This window comes from Streptomyces sp. NPDC050738 (genome assembly GCF_040654175.1).
GTDB lineage: Bacteria > Actinomycetota > Actinomycetes > Streptomycetales > Streptomycetaceae > Streptomyces.
Map to the genome: position 1 here is coordinate 24962 of NZ_JBFAHN010000010.1, position 20060 is coordinate 45021.

General features: G+C 70.0%; 16 protein-coding genes. 13 read left to right on the forward strand and 3 right to left on the reverse strand.

Annotated features, from left to right (window positions below; genetic code table 11):
• The first annotated feature begins 91 nt into the window (after nt 1-91).
• From AB0H78_RS24480 to AB0H78_RS24490, 3 genes are all read left to right on the forward strand, one after another.
• Nucleotides 92-1384, forward strand: coding sequence for an LCP family protein (locus AB0H78_RS24480; protein ID WP_363236689.1), 1293 nt, complete (start codon nt 92-94; stop codon nt 1382-1384).
• A gap of 221 nt (nt 1385-1605) precedes the next feature.
• Nucleotides 1606-3396 (forward strand): LCP family protein, encoded by a 1791-nt coding sequence (locus AB0H78_RS24485; protein WP_363236690.1) that lies wholly within the window; start codon nt 1606-1608, stop codon nt 3394-3396.
• Between the two features lie 130 nt (nt 3397-3526).
• Nucleotides 3527-5089 (forward strand): LCP family protein, encoded by a 1563-nt coding sequence (locus AB0H78_RS24490; RefSeq protein WP_363236913.1) that lies wholly within the window; start codon nt 3527-3529, stop codon nt 5087-5089.
• Between the two features lie 57 nt (nt 5090-5146).
• On the opposite strand, the gene AB0H78_RS24495 is transcribed toward AB0H78_RS24490, so the two are convergent.
• Entirely contained in the window at nt 5147-6172 is a 1026-nt protein-coding gene (locus AB0H78_RS24495) for a glycosyltransferase family 2 protein (protein ID WP_363236691.1), read from the reverse strand.
• A gap of 117 nt (nt 6173-6289) precedes the next feature.
• Here AB0H78_RS24495 and AB0H78_RS24500 point away from each other — a divergent pair, with 117 nt between their 5' ends.
• Complete coding sequence (locus AB0H78_RS24500) at nt 6290-7702, forward strand: LCP family protein (RefSeq protein WP_363236692.1); 1413 nt, start codon at nt 6290-6292, stop codon at nt 7700-7702.
• A 12-nt stretch (nt 7703-7714) separates the two neighbouring features.
• Here AB0H78_RS24500 and AB0H78_RS24505 read toward each other — a convergent pair whose 3' ends face one another.
• On the reverse strand, nt 7715-8239 hold the full coding sequence (locus tag AB0H78_RS24505; RefSeq protein WP_363236693.1) for an acyl-CoA thioesterase: 525 nt from the start codon (nt 8237-8239) through the stop codon (nt 7715-7717).
• Nucleotides 8240-8346: 107 nt separating this feature from the next.
• On the opposite strand from AB0H78_RS24505, the gene AB0H78_RS24510 reads away from it, so the two are divergent.
• From AB0H78_RS24510 to AB0H78_RS24545, 8 genes are all read left to right on the forward strand, one after another.
• Nucleotides 8347-9576, forward strand: a complete 1230-nt coding sequence (locus tag AB0H78_RS24510) for an LCP family protein (RefSeq protein WP_363236694.1) — start codon at nt 8347-8349, stop codon at nt 9574-9576.
• A 173-nt stretch (nt 9577-9749) separates the two neighbouring features.
• Entirely contained in the window at nt 9750-11321 is a 1572-nt protein-coding gene (locus tag AB0H78_RS24515) for a right-handed parallel beta-helix repeat-containing protein (RefSeq protein ID WP_363236695.1), read from the forward strand.
• Between the two features lie 7 nt (nt 11322-11328).
• Complete coding sequence (locus AB0H78_RS24520; RefSeq protein WP_363236696.1) at nt 11329-12675, forward strand: MFS transporter; 1347 nt, start codon at nt 11329-11331, stop codon at nt 12673-12675.
• 32 nt (nt 12676-12707) lie between these two features.
• Nucleotides 12708-13907 carry an ROK family transcriptional regulator gene (locus AB0H78_RS24525; protein WP_363236697.1) on the forward strand — a complete coding sequence of 400 codons (1200 nt, stop codon included), beginning with the start codon at nt 12708-12710 and terminating at the stop codon, nt 13905-13907.
• Nucleotides 13908-13921: 14 nt separating this feature from the next.
• Entirely contained in the window at nt 13922-15001 is a 1080-nt protein-coding gene (locus AB0H78_RS24530) for an enolase C-terminal domain-like protein (protein WP_363236698.1), read from the forward strand.
• Nucleotides 14998-15738: an SDR family oxidoreductase gene (locus AB0H78_RS24535; RefSeq protein WP_363236699.1), complete on the forward strand. Its 741-nt coding sequence runs from the start codon at nt 14998-15000 to the stop codon at nt 15736-15738. The genes AB0H78_RS24530 and AB0H78_RS24535 overlap by 4 nt, the downstream gene beginning before the upstream one ends.
• On the forward strand, nt 15735-16397 hold the full coding sequence (locus tag AB0H78_RS24540; protein WP_363236700.1) for a bifunctional 4-hydroxy-2-oxoglutarate aldolase/2-dehydro-3-deoxy-phosphogluconate aldolase: 663 nt from the start codon (nt 15735-15737) through the stop codon (nt 16395-16397). The genes AB0H78_RS24535 and AB0H78_RS24540 overlap by 4 nt, the downstream gene beginning before the upstream one ends.
• Nucleotides 16394-17368 (forward strand): sugar kinase, encoded by a 975-nt coding sequence (locus AB0H78_RS24545; protein WP_363236701.1) that lies wholly within the window; start codon nt 16394-16396, stop codon nt 17366-17368. The genes AB0H78_RS24540 and AB0H78_RS24545 overlap by 4 nt, the downstream gene beginning before the upstream one ends.
• Before the next feature lie 4 nt (nt 17369-17372).
• On the opposite strand, the gene AB0H78_RS24550 is transcribed toward AB0H78_RS24545, so the two are convergent.
• A complete protein-coding gene (locus tag AB0H78_RS24550) occupies nt 17373-18530 on the reverse strand; it encodes an acyl-CoA dehydrogenase (protein ID WP_363236702.1) in 1158 nt (385 codons plus the stop codon).
• Nucleotides 18531-18695: 165 nt separating this feature from the next.
• Here AB0H78_RS24550 and AB0H78_RS24555 point away from each other — a divergent pair, with 165 nt between their 5' ends.
• Nucleotides 18696-20021: a UDP-glucose/GDP-mannose dehydrogenase family protein gene (locus AB0H78_RS24555; RefSeq protein ID WP_363236703.1), complete on the forward strand. Its 1326-nt coding sequence runs from the start codon at nt 18696-18698 to the stop codon at nt 20019-20021.
• Nucleotides 20022-20060 lie beyond the last annotated feature (39 nt).

Genomic DNA, 20060 nt, shown 5'->3' on the forward strand with positions numbered 1-20060 from the left:
GGCTCCCCGGGCCCCCGGGCGCACTCCGCTGCATGATCGGAAGCAGGGGGCAGCCAGCTCTCCGCCGCCGATGCCGCCGACGCAGCGAGGGATGGACGCAGACGTGACCGACAGCGCGGGCACCCCCGGGAACGACGAGACGCCGCAGACGGAAGAGCCGGACAACGGCGCCGGCGACCCGTCCGCGGAGCCCGCCGAGCCCGCCGAGCCCCCCGCCCGGCGCAAGCGTCACTGGCTGCGCTGGACGGCGGCCGGGGTCTCGCTCGTGATCCTGGCCGGGGCCGGGGTCGGCTGGTGGTACTACGACAAGCTCAACGGCAACATCAAGACCGACACCACCGCCGCCGACGAACTGCGCGCGTACGAGAAGGAGCGCCCGACCCCGCTCGTCGTCAACGCGCAGAACATCCTGCTCATCGGCTCGGACTCGCGCTCGGGCAGCAACAAGGGGTACGGCAGGGACTCGGGCACCCAGCGTTCGGACACCACGATCCTGCTGCATCTGTCCGCGGACCGGCAGCGGGCGACGGCCATGTCGATCCCGCGCGATCTGATGGTGCAGATCCCGGCCTGCCACAAACCGGACAACACGCTCAGTGATTCTCAATTCGCCCAGTTCAACTGGGCGTTCGAGACCGGCGGCACCGCCTGCACCATCCGTACGGTCGAAAAGCTCACCGGAATCCGCATCGACCACCAGATGGTCATCGACTTCAACGGCTTCAAGGACATGGTGGACGCCGTCGACGGCGTCGAGATCTGCCTCACGAGCCCGATCAACGACACCGAGGCCCACCTCAAGCTGCCGGCCGGGCGCCAGACGCTGCGCGGGGAGCAGGCGCTCGGCTTCGTACGGGCACGGCACAGCATCGGCAACGGCAGCGACACCGAACGCATGGGCCGCCAGCAGCAGTTCCTCAGCTCCCTGGTGAAGAAGGTGCAGTCCAGCGGTGTGCTCCTGAACCCGACGCGCCTGCTGCCCGTCCTGGACGCGGCCACCAAGTCGCTGACCACCGACCCGGGTCTGGACTCGCTGAAGGACCTCTACGACCTGACGCGCCGCATGCGGGACATTCCCATCGACAAGGTGCAATTCCTGACGCTGCCGCGGGAGTCGTACATCTATGACGCGAACCGCGACCAACTCGTCGAGCCCGACGCGGAGAACCTCTTCACGCAACTGCGCAAGGACGTCCCCGTCACGGTGAGCCCCACCCCTCCTGCCAACGACGCGGCTTCGGGCGACAACTCCGCGAACGACTCGTCATGGGAGGACGAATACTCCGGCGAGGAGTACTGGGGCGACGAAAAACCGGGGCGACGAGCACCCCGTCCGGGCTCCACTTCCACCGGAACAAGCGCCGCTGTCGGCATGTGCGGGTAAAGCACTGCCCAAGGGAAACCCGCGTGTGTAAGGGAATTGGGCGTATTGCCCGGTTGTAAGCGGGGTGGAATACGTCACGCTCGTCGCCCGATCTGCGAGCGGACAGATAGTGTGACGCGATCCGGTGCATGCGACCGTCAAGGCCGTGCACTTCTGGACCGATTGCCAGGCGCCTGGGGGGAGGCGCTTCAGGTGGCACCCGACGGAGGACTCAAGCAACCGTGGATGCGCAAGGCCGTGGGCGGGCGGACGACATCGACCCCGCAGACCAGTGGGTGCTCAACCCGAATACCGGCAATTACGAACTGCGACTGAACCCTTCCGCACCGCAGTCGGGAGGCTCTCACCGGCAGTCGGGGAGTTCCGGACAGTCGAATCATCGCGACACACCTCCGCAGCGCAGCCGCCGTGCCGCGCAGCCCGGTTCGGGCGGGGCGGACGGCGCCGCCGGTTCCGGTGGCAGGGGCGGTTCGGGACGCAGGGGCGGCGGCTCGGGCGGCACCGGCGACACGGGCGGCCCTGGTGGTACACCGCAGGGTGGCAACGGGCGCCGTAAGCCCAAGCCGAAGAAGTCGCGCAAGAAGAAGGCCCTGATGTGGACCGGCGGCGTGATGGGCGTGGTCCTGGTCGCCGGCAGTGCGGGAGCGTACGCGCTCTACCAGCACTTCAACGGAAACCTGAAGACCGTTGACGTGATCGGCGGCGACAAAAACGGCTCCATCAAGAACAAGGCCGTCAACATCCTGCTCATCGGTACGGACAAGCGCACCGGCAAGGGCAATGAGGGTTACGGGGACAAGGGAAGCATCGGCCACGCCGACACCAACATCCTCTTCCACGTCTCCAAGGACCGGACGAACGCCACCGCGATCTCCATCCCCCGGGACCTGGTCACCGACATCCCCGAGTGCCCCACGAAGCAGCCGGACGGGTCGATCAAGAACATCCCGGGCACCGACAACGTCCGCTTCAACATCAGCCTCGGCCAGGACGGCCGCGACCCGGGCTGCACCATGGCCACGGTCAAGAAGCTCACCGGCCTCAACGTCGACCACTTCATGATGGCCGACTTCAATGCCGTCAAGACGCTCTCCTCCGCGGTGGGCGGTGTCGAAATCTGCGTCGGCAAGCCGATCAACGACGAAAAGTCACACCTCACGCTCCCCAAGGGGAAGTCGGTCGTCGAGGGCGAGCAGGCGCTCGCTTTCGTACGGACCCGGCACAGCTTCGGCAACCAGGGCGACCTGGACCGCATCCAGGTGCAGCAGCAGTTCCTCGCGTCGCTGATCCGCAAGATCACCTCCGGTGACACGCTCACGGACGCCGGAAAGCTCTACAGCCTGGCGGACGCGGCCACCAAGGCCCTCACGGTCGACAGCGCGATAGGGAGCATCAACAAGCTCAAGAACCTCGCGCTCGACCTGAAGAAGGTCAACCCGAAGAACGTCACCTTCGCGACGCTCCCCGTCCTGGACAATCCTGCCGACGGCAAGATCCACAAGACGGTCATCGTCAACCCGGCCAAGGCCGACCCGCTGTACGCGATGATCCGGGACGACATCTCGCTCACCGAGGTCAAGCAGAAGGCGAGCGCCGCCAAGAGCGCCCAGGACGCGCTGCTGAAGGGGACGCAGGCCAAGGCGTCCGACGTACGCGTGAAGGTGCTCAACAGCACGGCCCCGCCCGGATCCGCATCGTCGACGCTGACCTGGCTCCAGAACACGGAGGGCGTGCTGAAGTCGAGCAACGACGGCAACGCCCCGACGAAGGTCGCGAAGACGACCCTGGAGTACGGACCGAACCAGGCCGACCAGGCCCGCAAGCTGGCCGACCTCATGGGCCTGCCCGCTTCGGCCCTCAAGCCCGGCACCACGGACTCCGTCGGCCGTACGCCGATGACGCTCACACTCGGCGCCGACTTCAAGGAACCGGGAACTCCGATCGCCACTCCTACAAAGGCGCCGGAAGATATTCAGAGAGTGGAAGCCGACAAGACGGTGTGCCCGAAGTGACGATCCGTCAGCCTTCTTCGCGCAGACCTGAATAACAGGGGGTTCAGGGGTGGGGCAGAACAGTGTGCGTGGGGAGGAGGCTCGGGATGCCCGGGCTTCGCGCGCTCATCAACTCGGTTGGGACGAAAGCCTGTACGCGGACGGCGGCCAGCCGCCGGCTGAGCCCGGGGAGGGCAGCGGGCATCGCCGTGGCGGGCCGCGCAGACGCGCGAAACGTGGCAAACACCGAATACTGAAATGGGTGGCGGCCGTGGTGTCGCTGCTCATATTGGGGACGGCCGGCGCCGGTTACGCGTATTACCGCCATCTCAACGCGAACATCAAGAAGGACGCCCTCAACCTGGGCGAGAGCAAGGCGCCCAAGGCGAAGGCCAACGCCGCCGGGCAGACCCCGATGAACATCCTGCTGATCGGTTCGGACGCGCGGGACACCAAGGAGAACCAGAAGCTGGGCGGGGCGAAGAACACCTTCGGAGGGCTGCCGCTCGCCGACGTTCAGATGCTGCTCCATGTCTCCGCCGACCGCAGCAACATGTCGGTGGTCAGCATGCCGCGCGACACCCTGGTGAAGATCCCCAAGTGCACGGACAAGAAGGGGAAGGTCTACTCGGCGTCCACGGAGCCGCACCTGACCAATGAGTCGCTCGGCCGCGGCGGACCCGGCTGCACGGTGGCCACCTGGGAGTCGATCACCAACATCCACATCGATCACTTCATGATGATCGACTTCTCGGGTGTGGTCTCCATGGCGGACGCCATCGGCGGTGTTCCGGTCTGTGTCGATGCGAATGTCCGCTCGCGCGACCGCAACGGTCACGGTTCGGGACTTGAGCTGACCAAGGGCGACCACAACATCAAGGGCATACAAGCCCTGCAATGGCTGCGTACCCGATACGGCTTCGTCGACGGCACCGACCTGGCGCGCGCCGAAGCCCAGCACCAGTACATGAGCTCGATGGTGCGCCAGCTGCGCAAGGGCACCAAGTTGAGCGACCCCGGGCAGCTCATGGATCTTGCCGAAGCTGCCACCAACGCGCTCACCGTGGATGACGGTCTGGGCACGGTCAAGAAGCTCTACGACCTCGGGGAGGACCTCAAGAAGGTCCCGACCAAGCGCATCTCGATGACCACGATGCCGAACATGTACTCCCAGGACCCGAACCACAAGGGCAAGGTCGTGCCCATCCCGGGCGACGCCGAGAAGCTGTGGTCGATGGTCCGTGACGACGTCCCGCTGGACGGGAAGCCTGCGGCGAAGAAGAAGGTCGAGCAGGTCTCCAAGGACCCTGCAGCCCCGGTGGCCGACACCGGAGTGCTGGTGCACAACGGCACAGGAACGGACTCCCAGGCGCCGGCCGAAGGGCGCGCGACCGCGGTGGCCTCGGTGCTGAAGGCGGCGGGCTACGCCCGGGCCAAGTCCGACCACACGCTGAAACCGCAGGCGAAGACCGTCATCAACTTCCCCAGCGCCGATCTGGAGGGGGACGCACAGGCCCTCGCCAAGGCCCTGGGGATTCCGCTGAGTTCGGTGAAGAAGTCGACCGATGTCTCGGGTGTCACGCTGACGGTGGGCGCGGACTGGCGCACGGGGGACGCGTACCCCAAGGCGGACGACAAGACCCCGTCCACCGCGAAGGTGCTCAACGGCGAGAAGGTCTCGTGCATGCACGTACAGCCCGGCTACAGCTTCTAGCGCGGTGAGTACGCCGAAGGGCCCCTCCGCCGGTGCGGAGGGGCCCTTCGGGTCGGGTCAGACGGTCGCGCGCACCGACGGGCGGCGGCTGGCGATGACCTTGCGGGCCAGGGCGCGGGGGCTCGTCAGGTAGCCGTAGCCCCAGGACATGTGCATCGTCGCGAGGGCCACCGGGATCTGCGCGCGGGCCTTCAGCGACAGGCCCTTGCCCGCCGGGATCGAGCCCGCGACGATCGCCGCGAGGTAGCCGGCCGGGAGGACGAAGGCCCAAGGGGTCACCGCCGCGCCCAGCACGATGCCTGCGGCTATCGCGACGACCGCCGTCGGGGGCGCGAGGTAGCGGAGGTTGATCGAGCCCTCGTGGTAGCGGGCGACCACGTGGCGCCAGCGGCCGTAGTCCTTGTACTGCTTGGCCAGGGCCTTCACCGAGGGGCGCGGGCGGTACTGGACCTTCAGCTCCGGTGAGAACCAGATCAGGCCGCCCGCCTCGCGGATGCGGAAGTTCAGCTCCCAGTCCTGGGCGCGGATGAACTCCTCGTTGTAGCCGCCCTGTTGCTCCAGGGCCTCGCGGCGGAATACGCCGAGGAAGACCGTCTCCGCCGAGGCCGCCTCGCCGCCCGTATGGAATGCCGCGTTGCCGACGCCGATCTTCGACGTCATCGCGGCCGCGACCGCTTCCTCCCACGGCGTCTCGCCCTCGGCGTTCATGATGCCGCCGACGTTCATCGCACCCGTCTCGCCGAGGAGGCGGACCGCGGTGGCGATGTAGTTCGGGGAGAGCATGCCGTGGCCGTCGACCCGCACCACGATGGGGTGCCGGGAGGCCTTGATCGCCGCGTTCAGCGCTGCGGGGGTGCGGCCCGTGGGGTTCGGGACGGTGTGGACGCGGGGGTCTTCTCGTACGAGTTCGGCGGCGATCTCCTCCGTGCGGTCCGAGGAGGGGCCGATCGCGATCACCACCTCCATCTCGCCGTCGTACTCCTGCTCGAGGATGTGACGGACCGAGCTGCGCAGATGCCGTTCCTCATTGAGGACGGGCATGATCACGGAGACGGCTGGATGCGGGGCGGGAGTGGCGTTCATCGGAGTTCACGTTACCGCGAACGGGGGAACCGGGCGCGCGGCGGCCGGTCCATTGCCCGGGTCATCCGATCATGTCCGCCTACGGTGCTCGCGTCCCCTGCCCCGGAGGAGTCCCTCATGCCCCAGCCCCGTCGCCGAACGCAGGACGCGCGCCCTCGCTGGGGGCTGCGCGCGGCCACCTCACTGTCCGTACTGGTCCTGGGCGCATCCGGCGTCGGCCACGCGGTCGTCAACAGCGTGGACTCCGGCATCGACCGGGTCGACCCCTTCAAGGACATGAAGAACCGGCCCGAGGAGAGCAAGGGGATGAATCTCCTGCTCGTCGGGACCGACGGGCGCGACAAGATCACTCCGGAGCAGAAGCGGCTGTACCACCTGGGCGGCGCGCCCTGTCACTGCACCGACACGATCATGATCGTCCATCTGTCGGAGGACAGGTCGCGGGCGAGCGTGGTGAGCCTGCCGCGCGACAGTTACGCCGAGGCGCCCGAGCACACGGACGAGTCCACGGGCCGGCACCACAACATGCACCCGATCAAGATCAACGCGGCGTACGCGGAGGGCGGCCCGAACCTCGCGGTGCGGACCGTGGAGCACATGACCGGGGTGAAGATCGACCACTACCTGGAGGTCGACTTCACCAGCTTCATGAAGACGGTGGACGTGCTGGGCGGGGTGCAGGTCTGCACGGCCCGTCCGCTGAAGGACTCCTACACCGGGCTCGACCTGCCCGTGGGGACCACCAGCCTCAGCGGCGGGCAGGCGCTTCAGTACGTACGCTCCCGCCACATCGACGGCGCCGCCGACCTGGGCCGGATGCAGCGCCAGCAGCGCTTCCTGGCCTCCCTCATCGCCAAGGCCAGCGGCAGCGGGGTGCTCCTCAACCCGGTGAGATTCCGCGAGGTGACCGGCGCGATGCTCGGCTCGGTGCGGGCCGATCCGGGATTCGGGGCGGAGCAGATGCTCCAGCTGGGGCAGGCCATGCGCAGCTTCACGCCCGCCTCGTCGGAGTTCATGTCCGTGCCGATCGGGCAGATCAGCTTCCCCGTCAAGGGCATCGGGTCGACCGTGAAGTGGGACGAGGCCAAGTCCAAGAAGCTCTTCCAGCTGCTGCGCGACGACAAGCCGCTCGCCCCGCACCGGCCGAAGCAGCCGAAGGCCACGCCCGTGGACGTGTCGCCGCAGCAGATCAGGGTGCAGGTCTACAACGGGACCGCGTCCGACGGGCTCGGCGCACGCGTCGACAAGGCGCTGCACGCGACCGGCTTCCGTACCGCCGGCGCATCCAAGCCCTCGCTGGCGCACGACGTGCGGCAGACCTTCATCGAGTACGACCCGGGCTGGGACCGCTCGGCGAGGTCCCTGGCCACCGCGCTGCCGGGCGCCGAGCTGCGGCCGGTGAAGGGGCTCGGGCGGACGCTGAAGGTGACGGCGGGGTCGGACTACAAGAAGGTCGTGCGGGTGCGGGCCGAGGATCAGTACCAGGGTGAGTTCGGGGCGGTCACCGGGGACCAGGTCGTCTGTCCGTAACGGGCGGAGGACTCAGTCCTCGATGCCGTCCGCGGCCCGCTGCTCGCGCAGCTCCTTGATCGCACGGCGGCGTGCCAGGCGGTGGGTGCGGCGGATCTGGGCTTCCTGGTAGCGGCGCTTGTCCTGCTCCGTCTCCGGCTCCACGGGCGGTACGGTCCTGGGCTTGCCCTCCTCGTCGACCGCGGCGAAGACGAGATAGGCGGAGCCGACCTGCTGGGCGGGGGTGGATTCGTTCCACCGCTCGGCCAGGACCCGTACGCCGACCTCCATGGAGGACCGGCCCGTCCAGTTGACCTGGGCTTTCACATGGACGAGGTCGCCCACGCGTACCGGCTCCAGGAACGCCATCTCGTCCATGGACGCGGTGACGGCGGGGCCGCCGGAGTGCCGGCCGGCCACCGCGCCCGCCGCGTCGTCCACCAGCTTCATGATCACGCCGCCGTGCACCGTGCCGAGAAGGTTGGTGTCATTGCCGGTCATGATGTGGGACAGGGTGGTTCGGGAGGCTGAGGTGGGCTTGCCCGGAAGATCGGTCATACGTGCCAGATTACGGGCTGGACAAATGCATCAGCTCTGCAACAGCCCTGCTGCGATTCCCCACCCTCCCTGTAAAGCACACAGCCGGTGACTGCACACTGTTTCGCATGAGCGACAGGGACAGGTACGGACGCGGCAGCTACGACGCGCAGCCGGAAGGCGCGCGGGCCATGCCGCATGTGCAGCGGCGGTCGCCCGTTCCCGCGCCCTCGCCGGGGTACGACGACGGCTATGGCGCCCCGGGTGCGTACGACAGCGATTACAACACCGGGCAGGTCTACGGCGGCCACGGCTCCGGCGGCGGTCGCAGCGGCCAGGGCGGTCAGCCCCCGGCCCCGCGCCGCAGCCCCTCCGCCGCCCCGAACTGGCGGCGCCGCATCAAGATCGGCGCGCTGGTGCTGGTCGTCGCCGTCCTGGGCGTGTCGATCGGTACGTACTTCTGGGCCGACTCCAAGCTCAGGCGCGAGGTCGACCTGTCGAAGGTCATCGAGCGGCCCGAGACCGGCAAGGGCACGAACTACCTGATCGTCGGCTCCGACAGCCGCGAGGGCATGTCCGCCGCGGACAAGAAGAAGCTGCACACCGGGTCCGCCGCGGGCAAGCGCACGGACTCGATGTCGATCCTGCACATCGGCGACAACGGGGACTCCCTGATCTCGCTGCCGCGCGACTCGAACATCACCATCCCCTCCTTCAAGGGCTCCGAGTCCGGCAAGACCTACCCGAACACGGGACGCACGACGAAGCTGAACGCCGCGTACGCCATGGACGGCCCCGAGCTGCTCGTGCGGACCGTGGAGTACAACACCGGTCTGCACATCGACCACTACGCGGAGATCGGCTTCGGCGGCTTCGCCAACCTGGTCGACGCGGTCGGCGGCGTCGAGATGAACCTCCCGGAGGGCTTCAAGGACAAGTACTCGGGAGCCGACTTCAAGGCGGGCAAGCAGACGCTCGACGGGCAGCAGGCGCTCGCCTACGTGCGTACCCGGCACGCCTTCGCCGCCAGCGACCTGCAGCGCACCAAGAACCAGCAGAAGTTCCTCTCGGCGCTCGCCTCCAAGGTGGCCAGCCCGACGACGGTGATGAACCCGTTCGCGATCTACCCGGCGATGAGCGCGGGGCTGGACACGGTGGCCGTGGACAAGGACATGAGCCTGTACAACCTGGCCCAGATGTTCCTGGCGCTCAAGGGTGTGACGGGCGGCGACGGCACCTCGATGAACATGCCGATCAACGGTTCCGTCGGCGGCAATCTCGTCTGGGACAAGGCCAAGGTCAAGCAGCTGGTGGACGAGCTGAAGAACGACGAGAAGGTCACCGTCACCGGCAACTGAACTCGTACTCAGGGCTTCACGACGCTTCACGCGGCTTCACGAAGGCCCGGAACTTCCCGCTGGGGGTGTTCCGGGCCTTCTGTGTGTGTTGCAGGCTCATGGCGGTCCTGCGAGAAGTCTTGACACCGACCTCGCGGAGTTATTTTCTTTCCGCACACAACTAGGAGGTGAACATGCTCCACCCCCGTCCCCAGCTGCGCATTCGCGCTGCGGCCGCAGCCCTCGGCCTGCTCGTCGTCGGCGCCCAACTGGCCGCCGCCGCACCCGCGTCCGCCGCCCCCACGGCGTACTACGTCGACTGCTCGGCCGCGGCCGACGGCTCCGGCAGCCAGGCGTCCCCGCTCAATTCGATGCCCGCCGCCAACGCCCTCGCCCTGACCGCCGGCGACTCCGTGCTCTTCAAGCGCGGCACCACCTGCAAGGGGCAGCTCTACGCCCGCTACTCCGGGACCGCCAACTCCCCCGTCTCGTACGGGAGTTACGGCAGCGGCGCCGCCGCGCACATCGACGCGAACGGCAACCTCGCCGCCGTCTGGCTCAAGAACGCCTCACACGTCACCGTCCAGGACCTGGAGCTGACGGCACTCGGCGACAACACCACCGCCCGACGCGGTGTTTGGGCGCAGGCGGTCGACTCGGGCGACCTCGCCGGGGTCGTGCTGCAGCGCCTGAACATCCACGACGTACGCGGGGTCCTGCCCGCGAAGACCGGCGGGACGATCTCCAACGGCAAGTACGCGGGCGCCTCGGGCGGAATCGTCGTCGAGGCGCTCGGGACGGCCACCCCCTCCGCCTTCACCGGCATCGCGATCCGCGACAACACCATCCGCTCCGTGGACCGCGCCGGGATCTACTTCTGGTCCAACTGGTGCCAGCGACCCGACATGGTGACCTTCTGGAACACCCTGTGCACCGCCGCCTGGCACCCGCACACCGCCACCACCGTCGAGGGCAACGCCCTGTCCGACATCGGGGGCGACGAGATCGTGATCAAGACCAGCTCGAACGCCCTGGTGCAGCGCAACACGCTCGCCGGCTTCAACGAGCGGTCCGGGTCGCCCAACGCGGGCATGTGGACCGCAAACAGCGACTACGTCACCTTCCAGTACAACGCGGCCTCGGGCGGCAACACCACCCAGGACGGCCAGGCGTACGACGTGGACCACTCCACGAACCACGTCACCTTCCAGTACAACCTGTCGCACGACAACGACGGGGGCTTCTTCCTGCTCTGCCCGTACGGCGCCGATGTCCCCGGCAACACCAAGGACTTCGTGATCCGCTACAACCTGTCGGTCAACGACCACGCGCGCACCTTCCAGGTCTGCTCCGGAGGGCTGCAGCGCGGACAGATCTACAACAACACCGTCCAGCTCCCCGACGACGCGGGCCACAAGGTCGTCACGGAGGGCGCGACGAAGGACGGTGCGCTCGACGTCGCCTTCACCAACAACCTTCTGAACGGCGGCAGTTCGGCGTCCTGGACGCTGAACGACTCCGCCTTCCGTATCCAGCACAACCTGATCCACGGCTCCCCCGCCCCCGCGACGGCCACCGCCACGCTCACCGCGGACCCGCGCCTCGCCGCGGCCTCCACCTCCTCGTACGACCCGGCCGGCTACCGGCTGCTGTCCGGCTCCCCCGCTCTGGGCGCCGGCGCCGCGATCTCCGGGAACGGCGGCCGCGACTACTTCGGGGCTCCCCTCCCCGCCTCCCCTTCCATCGGTTTCACAGAGGGACAGTGACCTCCCCATGACCAGCACCGACACCCGCACCCCCGCCCCACATCCCGGCGGCATCACCCCCGAGCGCGCCCGCTTCGCGAAGAAGTGGACTCCCCGGATCGTCGCCTTCGGCGAGTTCATCGACGGCTACGACCTGCTCGTCATGGGCGCCGCCCTGATCTTCCTCAAGCCCGCCTTCGGCCTCGACGCCACCCAGGTCGGCTGGCTCGGTGCCATCGCCTTCATCGGTACGGCGGTCGGCCTCGTCGTCTTCGGTGATCTGTCCGACCGCTTCGGCCGGAAGATCATCTTCGTCATCAACCTCGTCTTCTTCGTCGTCGCCGCCATCGCGTCCGCCTTCGTGACCGAGGTGTGGCAGCTGATGATCGCCCGGTTCTTCATCGGCGTCGCCGTCGGCATGGACATCCCCACCTCGCACGCCTTCCTCGCCGAGATATCGCCCAAGGCCAGGCGCGGCAGGATCGCGGGCTCGCTGCCCAACATGATGTGGCTCGGCGGTGCGATCACCAGCGTGCTCATCGCGCTCGCCCTGCGCGACGTCGCCGGGGAGAACACCTGGCGCTGGCTGTTCGGGCTCGCGGCGCTCCCCGCTCTCGCCGTACTGGTCGCCCGCCAGCTCCTGCCCGAGTCGCCGCGCTGGCTGCGGGCGCAGGGCCGGCACGAGGAGGCGCGGCAGGTCTTCGAGCTGCTGGGCGTCGAGGAGCCGCCCGCCCCGGTCAAGGAGGAGCGGCGGAACCTGCGCGAGCTGTTCAGCGACGGCGCGGGCTACCGCCTCGCCGCTGTCACCGGCTTCTTCGCGCTCCAGTCGTTCGGCGGCGCGGTCGCCACCGTCGCGGGCCCCATCGTCATGGAGTCCACCGGGATCGGCGCGAAGAACTCGCTGTGGTTCTCGCTCGCCGGCTTCACCGCGGGGCTCGTCGCGGTCATCGCGGGCTCCCAGGTCATCGACCGCATCAACCGCCGCAAGCTCGGCATCTGGGCCTGCCTCGGCGTCTTCGTGGCGGGGCTCGGCATCGCCTTCCTCGGCCCGAAATCGGCGACGCTTCTGCTGATCTGCTACGTCTTCTACTCCCTGCTCACCTGGTTCGGGCCCGGCGTACTGTCCTGGGTGTGGTCGTCGGAGGCGTTCCCGACGCAGCTGCGCGGCATCGGTTCCGGTATCACGCAGGGCGTCACGCGTCTGATGATCGCGCTGAACGTCGTCCTCGTACCGAATCTGCTGGAGAGCTACGGTCTGAAGACCGTCGCGATCTACGCCTGCGCCTATGTCCTGTGCGCGGGGATCGTCATGGTCTCGCCGTTCCTCGCGACCACCGGCAAGGAGCTGGAGGAGGTCAACATCCAGCAGGCATGAGCGAGTTGTACGTACCGGATCCGAGGAGAGACGTGACCGACGACCACCGCACACCGGCGGGGCTGCGCCGCGCGAACACCGCCGCCGTGCTGCGCACCGTGCTCGACGAGGGGCCGCTGCCCCGCGCCGACCTCGCCGAGCGGCTCGGTCTCGCGGCGGGCACGGTCAGCCGGATCGTCTCTCCGATCGTCGCCTCCGGTCTGCTGCGGGAGCTGCCCGCGCTGACCGGGGCGGGGACCGGGACCGGTGGCGGCGGGCGGCCCCGGGTCCCCGTCGACCTGGTGGCGGGCGCCCGTTACGTCATCGGGCTGCACCTGGGGCGGCAGCGCACCACGGCCGGTCTGGTGGACCTGCGGGGCGGGGTGCGCACCGTGCTCACCGATGAGCGCGGGCCCGGTACGCCGGACCAACTCCTCGCCGGTGCGGTGGAGTTGGTGACCCGGCTCCGCAAGGAGGCGGGCCGCGTTCCCGTCCTCGGGGTCGGCGTCGCGACCGGCGGCTGGGTCGATCCGACGGCCGGCACCGTCGTCGACAACGAGGCGCTCGGCTGGCGGAACGTACCCCTGCGGGCCCTGCTCACCGAGGCCATCGGCGACGGACTGCCGGTGCTCGTCGACTCGGGCGCGCGCGCCCAGGCCACGGCCGAGGTCTGGTTCGGGTGCGCGCGCGCCACCGGGTCGTCGGTCCATCTCTTCACCGGCAACGTCATCGACGCCGCGCTCGCGATGGGCCGCCGCGTGCACACGGGTGCGCGGGCCGCCGCGGGCTCGATCGGCCATCTGCCCGTACGCGACGGAGGCCCGGCCTGCGCCTGCGGGCGGCGCGGCGTGCTCCAGGCGGTGGCCTCCGACCGGGCGGTGGTGGACTCCGCCATCGCCTCCCAACTCCTCGGTTCCGACGGCGACTTGACGGACCTCGCCGCCCTCGCCACCTCGGGCGACGCGGCGGCCGACGCGCTGCTGCGCGAACGCGCCCGGCACATCGGCGCCGCCGTCGCCCACCTCGTCGACCTCTTCGACCCGGACCTGGTCGTCCTGTCCGGCGGCCTGCTCGCCGTCCCCGCGCACGTCGACGAGGTGCGGGCCGAGGCCGCGCGCCTGCTCGGCCGCTCCTGGGACCCGGACCGCGTCCGTCCCACCGCGCTCGGCCCGCACGCCCTGGCCGCCTCGTCGGGCGCGCTGCTCCTGAGCGCGTACTACGACGACCCGCCGGCCTACGACACCTTCAGCTGAAAGGCCCCGAGCACGTGACCGCACCACCCGCATCCGGCTGTACGAGCCTGCGCACGATCCCCGTCACCCCCCGCACCACCTGGCTCCTGGCCCGACTGGGCTCCGGCTGGGGCGAGTTGTCCGACATCCCGGCCGACGAAGCCGGGCCGCTCCTCGCCGAACTCTCGGCACCGCTCGCGGGACTCTCCCCGGACCGGGCGGTGGCCGCCCTGGAGGCCTCCGGCACGCCGGACACCTTCGCGCGGCGCACCGCAGCGGGCGGGCTCGCGACGGCGGCGGCCGACGCGGCGGCACGGCAGGCGGGGATGGAGCTGGCCGGATGGCTCGGGGAGCGGGTCCGTCTTCCCGTACGGCGCCGGGCGCTCCCGCTGTACGCCAACATCAACCGGGCGATGACCGCCCGCACCCCCGAAGCGGCGGCGGCTGTCGCCGCGCGGGCGCTCGCGGCGGGTTTCCGTACGGTCAAGTGCGCCCCGTTCGACGGGCTTTCGGGACCTGGGCGGGTCGAGCGCGGCCTGGAGATCGCGCTCGCGGTGCGCGAGACGATCGGCGAAGGACGCGAACTCCTCCTGGACGCCCACCACTTGCTCTCCCCGGAGGAGATAGTCGCGCACGCCTCCGTCTTCACCTCTCTCCGGCTCGGCTGGCTGGAGGACGCCGCACCCCTCGGCGACGCGGCGGGGCTGCGCCGGGTACGGGACGCGGTCGGCGCCCCGATCGCGGGCGGGGAGTTCGCGGCGACGGCGGCCGAGGTGCTGCCCGCGCTGCGCTCCGGCGCACTGGACGTGCTGATGCCCGACATCAAGCACGCGGGCGGCCCGCTGCAGGTGCTCAGGCTCGCGGCGCTGGCGCGCGAGCACGGCGTCGCGGTGTCGCTGCACAACCCGAGCGGCCCCGTCGCCACGGCGGCAAGCGCGCACGTCAGCGCCCTGCTGCCGGACGGGAGCCCCCCGCTGGAGACGATGTTCGGGGAGATAGCGTGGCGTGCGTCGGCGGTCGCCCCCGCCGAACCGATCGCCGCGGGCACCTACACCCTGTCCGCGGAAGCCGGGATCGGGCTGACGCCGCTGGACGAGGAGGAGAGGCAGCCATGAGCAGCGCCCTCGTGCTGGGTGCGGCCGGCGGTGTCGGACGCGCCTGCGTGGCCCGCCTCGCCGCCGACGGGCTCGACGTCGTCGCCGTGGACCGCAATGCCTCGGTGCATCAACTCCCCGGCTGCGTGGCCGCGTTCGACGGCGATGCCACGGACGCCGCGCTGCTCGCCCGCGCCTTCGACGCCTGCCCCGAGCCGCCCTCCGTCCTCGTGCACGCACTGCTCGGGGAGGCGCGGGCGCCGCTGGCCGAGCTGACCGCCGCGCAGTGGCACACCGTCCTGGACACCAGCCTCGTATCGGCATGGCAGGCCTCGGCCGAACTGGTGCGGCGGCTGCCCCCGGGGCAGCCCGCGTCCCTCGTGCTCATCGGGTCCGTGCACGCGCACGGCGCCGCCCCCGGCATGGCCCCGTACGCCGTCGCGAAGGCCGGGCTCGCCGCCCTGGCCAGGGCGGCTGCCGTCGAGTGGGGTCCGCTGGGCGTACGGACCAATGTCGTGGAACCGGGCTTCGTCGCCGTCGACCGCAACGCCCACCGCTGGCAGGACCCCGACGACCGGGACCGCATCCTCTCCGCGTATCCGCTGGGCCGGCTGTGCCGCCCCGAGGAGATCGCCGAGGCCGTCGCCTTCCTCGCCTCCCCCGCCTCTTCCTACGTCAACGGGGTCTGCCTGCCCGTCGACGGCGGCGCACTCGCCGTACTGCCCGAGGTCAACTCCCAGCCCAGGAACGGAACATGAGCACCACCACCCCCGCCCCCACACCCGGAGACATAGCCCTGCGCCAGGCCCTGAAGGCGTACGGCCTGGTCGCCATCCTCCGCGGCTCCCGCCCTGACGCCCCGCTCGTCGAGACCGTACGTAACCTCGCCGACGCCGGTGTGCGGTGCATCGAGGTCACGCTGCCGACGCCGGGGTCGCTGGATGCCGTCACCCGGCTGCGGGGCGAGCTCCCCGACGAGGTGCTGCTGGGCGTCGGCACGGTCACCGAGCAGGCGCAGGTCCGCCGGGTGAAGGACGCGGGCGGCCAGTTCATCGTCAGCCCGATCTGCGACCACACCCTGGTCATGGCGGCCCGGAGCGCGAAACTGGGCTCGCTGCCCGGCTGCTTCACCCCCTCGGAGGGGCACACGGCCTGGCAGGCCGGGGCGAGCGCGGTGAAGCTCTTCCCCGCCGAGCCGCTGGGCCCCGCGGCCGTCAAGGCGTGGCGCGGCCCGCTCCCGCAGATCCCGCTGGTGCCGACGGGGGGTGTGGCGCTCGCCGACGTACGCCCGTATCTGGAGGCCGGAGCGTTGGCGGTCGGAGTCGGATCGCCGCTGGTCGGGGACGCCCTGGAGGGCGGCTCGCAGGCCGAACTCGCCGAGCGGGCACGGGCGTTCGTGAAGGAGTGCGGCCGATGAGCGGCACCGGATCCGGCTCCCTGGTGACCCTGGGCGAGACGATGGCGGCGCTCGCCCCGCACCGCATCGGACCGCTGCGGCACGCGACGACGATGGGGCTCGCGGTCGCGGGTTCGGAGTCGACGGTCGCGATCGGCGTACGGCGGCTGGGGCACCGGGCGGCGTGGATCGGGCGGGTGGGGGACGACGAGCTGGGCGCTCTCGTGACGTCGACCCTGCGCGGCGAGTCGGTGGACGTCCACGCGACGGTGGATGCGCAGGCCCCGACCGGCCTGCTGCTCAAGGAGCGCCGTACGGCGTCCCTGCGCCGGGTGCACTACTACCGGTCCGGCTCGGCGGGTTCACGCCTGGCCCCCGCCGACCTGCCCTCCGGCACCATCGAGTCGGCGGACCTGCTGCACGTCACGGGCATCACCCCGGCCCTGTCCGCGACGGCGGCGGACACGGTACGGGCGGCGGTCGCGCGGGCGCGCACGGCGGGCACGGCGGTCTCGTACGACCTCAACCACCGCGCACGGCTGTGGACTTCGGCCGAGGCGCGCGCCTTCGCCTACCCGCTGCTGCCGGCCATGTCGGTGCTGTTCGCGAGCGCGGACGAGGCGGAGCTGCTCCTGGAGGTCGCACCGGGCAGCCTGACCCCGGCCGAACTCGCCCTGGCGATAAGGAAATTGGGCCCACAGACCGCGGTCGTCACGCTCGGCGCCGAGGGCGCGGTCTCGGTCGGCCTCTCGGGGACGGTGCACACGGTGCCCGCCGTTCCGGTGCCGGAGATCGACCCGGTGGGCGCCGGGGACTCCTTCGTCGCGGGCTATCTGGCGGCGCTGCTCGACAAGGCACAGTCGTACGACCGCCTCGTCCAGGCGGCACGGGTGGCGGCCTGGTCGGTGGCGGCGGAGGGCGACTGGGAAGGGCTGCCGTCAGCGGCGGAACTCCCGCTGACAGCAGCCCCGCCCGGCACGGTGGCCCGCTGAGGCGCTACGGCAGGTTGCGCGCCATGACGATCCGCTGGACCTGGTTCGTGCCCTCGTAGATCTGCGTGATCTTCGCGTCGCGCATCATGCGCTCCACCGGGTAGTCACGCGTGTAGCCGTACCCGCCGAGCAGCTGGACCGCGTCCGTGGTGACCTCCATCGCCACGTCCGAGGCGAAGCACTTGGCCGCCGCGCCCGCGAAGGTCAGGTCGCTGTCGCCGCGCTGCGACTTGGCGGCTGCCGCGTACGTGAGCTGGCGAGCGGCCTCGATCTTCATGGCCATGTCCGCGAGCATGAACTGGATGCCCTGGAAGTCGCCGATCGGCTTGCCGAACTGCTTGCGCTCCTGGACGTAGCCCTTGGCGTAGTCGAGAGCACCCTGCGCGATGCCGAGCGCCTGGGCCGCGATGGTGATGCGGGTGTGGTCCAGGGTCTTCATCGCCGTGGCGAAGCCGGTGCCCTCGTCGCCGATCATGCGGTCGAGGGGGATGCGGACGTTGTCGAGGTAGACCTCGCGCGTCGGGGAGCCCTTGATGCCGAGCTTCTTCTCCGGGGCGCCGAAGGAGACGCCCTCGTCGGACTTCTCGACGACGAAGGCCGAGATGCCCTTCGAGCGCTTCGTCGGGTCGGTGACCGCCATGACCGTGTAGTACTCGGACTCGCCCGCGTTGGTGATCCAGCGCTTCACGCCGTTGAGGACCCAGAAGTCGCCGTCGCGGACCGCGCGCGTCTTCATGCCGGCCGCGTCCGAACCCGCGTCGGGCTCGGAGAGGCAGTACGAGAACATGCCCTCGCCCTTGGCGAGCGGCGTCATGTACTTCTTCTTCAGCTCCTCGGAGCCGGAGAGGATCACCGGCAGCGAGCCGAGCTTGTTCACGGCGGGGATGAGGGAGGAGGACGCGCAGACGCGGGCCACCTCCTCGATCACGATGACCGTGGCGAGCGCGTCGGCGCCCGCGCCGCCGTACTCCTCGGGGACGTGCACCGCGTGCAGGTCGTTGGCGGTCAGGGCGTCGAGGGCCTCCTGCGGGAAGCGGGCCTCCTCGTCGACGGCTGCCGCGTACGGGCCGATCTTCGCCTCCGCGAGGGAGCGGATCACGTCGCGGAGCATGTCGTGCTCCTCGGCCGGACGGTACAGGTCGAAATCGGGCGAACCGGCCAAGACTGCTCACTCCCCAGGGATGTTAACTACCGTTTAGTAACTTCATTTTAGTGCGGGCGCCATGCGCAGGGGTACGTGAGCTTCGATACAGGGGGAATCCTTGCCTGCGGGGCGCCCGGATATGCTCGGGCCCGCACTCGTGTCCGTACGTCCCAGGAGCACCGCATGGCCCTCAAGATCACCGTGATCGGCACCGGATACCTCGGCGCGACGCACGCCGCGGCCATGGCCGAGCTGGGATTCGAGGTCCTCGGCCTCGATGTCGTCCCCGAGAAGATCGAGCTTCTCTCGCAGGGGCGCGTGCCCATGTACGAACCGGGGCTCGACGAGATCCTGCAGCGGCATGTCGCCGGGATCGAGGGATCGAGCGGGCGGCTGCGGTTCACCACCTCGTGGGAAGAGGTCGGCGCCTTCGGCGATGTGCACTTCGTCTGCGTGAACACGCCGCAGAAGCACGGGGAGTACGCGTGCGACATGAGCTACGTGGACTCCGCCTTCGCTTCGCTGGTGCCGCACGTGAAGGCCGGCTCGCTCGTCGTCGGGAAGTCCACCGTGCCGGTGGGATCCGCGGCGCGGCTGGCCGAGACGCTCGGCGAGGGCGTCGAGCTCGCCTGGAATCCGGAGTTCCTGCGGGAAGGGTTCGCCGTCGAGGACACGCTGCATCCCGACCGGATCGTGGTCGGCGTGGAGAGCGAGCGGGCCGAGAAGCTGCTGCGTGAGGTGTACGCCGGGCCGGTCGGCGAGGGCTCGCCCTTCGTCGTGACCGATTTCCCGACCGCCGAGCTCGTGAAGACCGCCGCCAACTCCTTCCTGGCGACGAAGATCTCCTTCATCAACGCGATGGCCGAGGTGTGCGAGGCCGCCGACGGCGACGTCGTGAAGCTGGCGGAGGCCCTCGGGTACGACGACCGCATCGGCCCCAAGTTCCTGCGGGCCGGCATCGGCTTCGGGGGCGGCTGCCTGCCCAAGGACATCCGGGCCTTCATGGCGCGGGCCGGCGAGCTCGGGGCCGACCAGGCGCTGACGTTCCTGCGCGAGGTCGACTCGGTCAACATGCGGCGGCGCGGGCACATGGTCGAGCTGGCGCGGGAGGCCGTGGGCGGCGGGTCCTTCCTGGGCAAGCGGGTCGCCGTGCTGGGCGCCACCTTCAAGCCGGACTCGGACGACGTACGGGACTCGCCCGCGCTCAATGTGGCCGGGCAGATCCACCTTCAGGGCGGTCAGGTGACCGTGTACGACCCGAAGGGCATGGAGAACGCCAGGCGCCTCTTCCCGACGCTCGGGTACGCGGAGAGCGCGCTCGACGCGGTGCGGGGCGCGGATGTCGTGCTGCACCTGACGGAGTGGCGGGAGTTCAGGGAACTGGACGCGGCGGCGCTGGGCGAGGTGGCGGACGAGCGGATCATCCTGGACGGGCGCAATGCGCTGGACGCTGTGGCGTGGCGGGAAGCGGGCTGGACGTTTCGGGCCATGGGGCGGCCGCGCGCGTAGTTCGGGTGCGGGTGGTGGGGCGGGCACGCGACCGGCCTT

Bases quoted from the DNA above. Each gene is read 5' to 3' on its own strand.
- AB0H78_RS24480 (WP_363236689.1), top strand. From the start codon at position 92: ATGGACGCAGACGTGACCGACAGCGCGGGCACCCCCGGGAACGACGAG.
- AB0H78_RS24495 (WP_363236691.1), bottom strand. From the start codon at position 6,172: ATGAACGCCACTCCCGCCCCGCATCCAGCCGTCTCCGTGATCATGCCC.
- AB0H78_RS24500 (WP_363236692.1), top strand. From the start codon at position 6,290: ATGCCCCAGCCCCGTCGCCGAACGCAGGACGCGCGCCCTCGCTGGGGG.
- AB0H78_RS24505 (WP_363236693.1), bottom strand. From the start codon at position 8,239: ATGACCGATCTTCCGGGCAAGCCCACCTCAGCCTCCCGAACCACCCTG.
- AB0H78_RS24510 (WP_363236694.1), top strand. From the start codon at position 8,347: ATGAGCGACAGGGACAGGTACGGACGCGGCAGCTACGACGCGCAGCCG.
- AB0H78_RS24515 (WP_363236695.1), top strand. From the start codon at position 9,750: ATGCTCCACCCCCGTCCCCAGCTGCGCATTCGCGCTGCGGCCGCAGCC.
- AB0H78_RS24520 (WP_363236696.1), top strand. From the start codon at position 11,329: ATGACCAGCACCGACACCCGCACCCCCGCCCCACATCCCGGCGGCATC.
- AB0H78_RS24535 (WP_363236699.1), top strand. From the start codon at position 14,998: ATGAGCAGCGCCCTCGTGCTGGGTGCGGCCGGCGGTGTCGGACGCGCC.
- AB0H78_RS24540 (WP_363236700.1), top strand. From the start codon at position 15,735: ATGAGCACCACCACCCCCGCCCCCACACCCGGAGACATAGCCCTGCGC.
- AB0H78_RS24545 (WP_363236701.1), top strand. From the start codon at position 16,394: ATGAGCGGCACCGGATCCGGCTCCCTGGTGACCCTGGGCGAGACGATG.
- AB0H78_RS24555 (WP_363236703.1), top strand. From the start codon at position 18,696: ATGGCCCTCAAGATCACCGTGATCGGCACCGGATACCTCGGCGCGACG.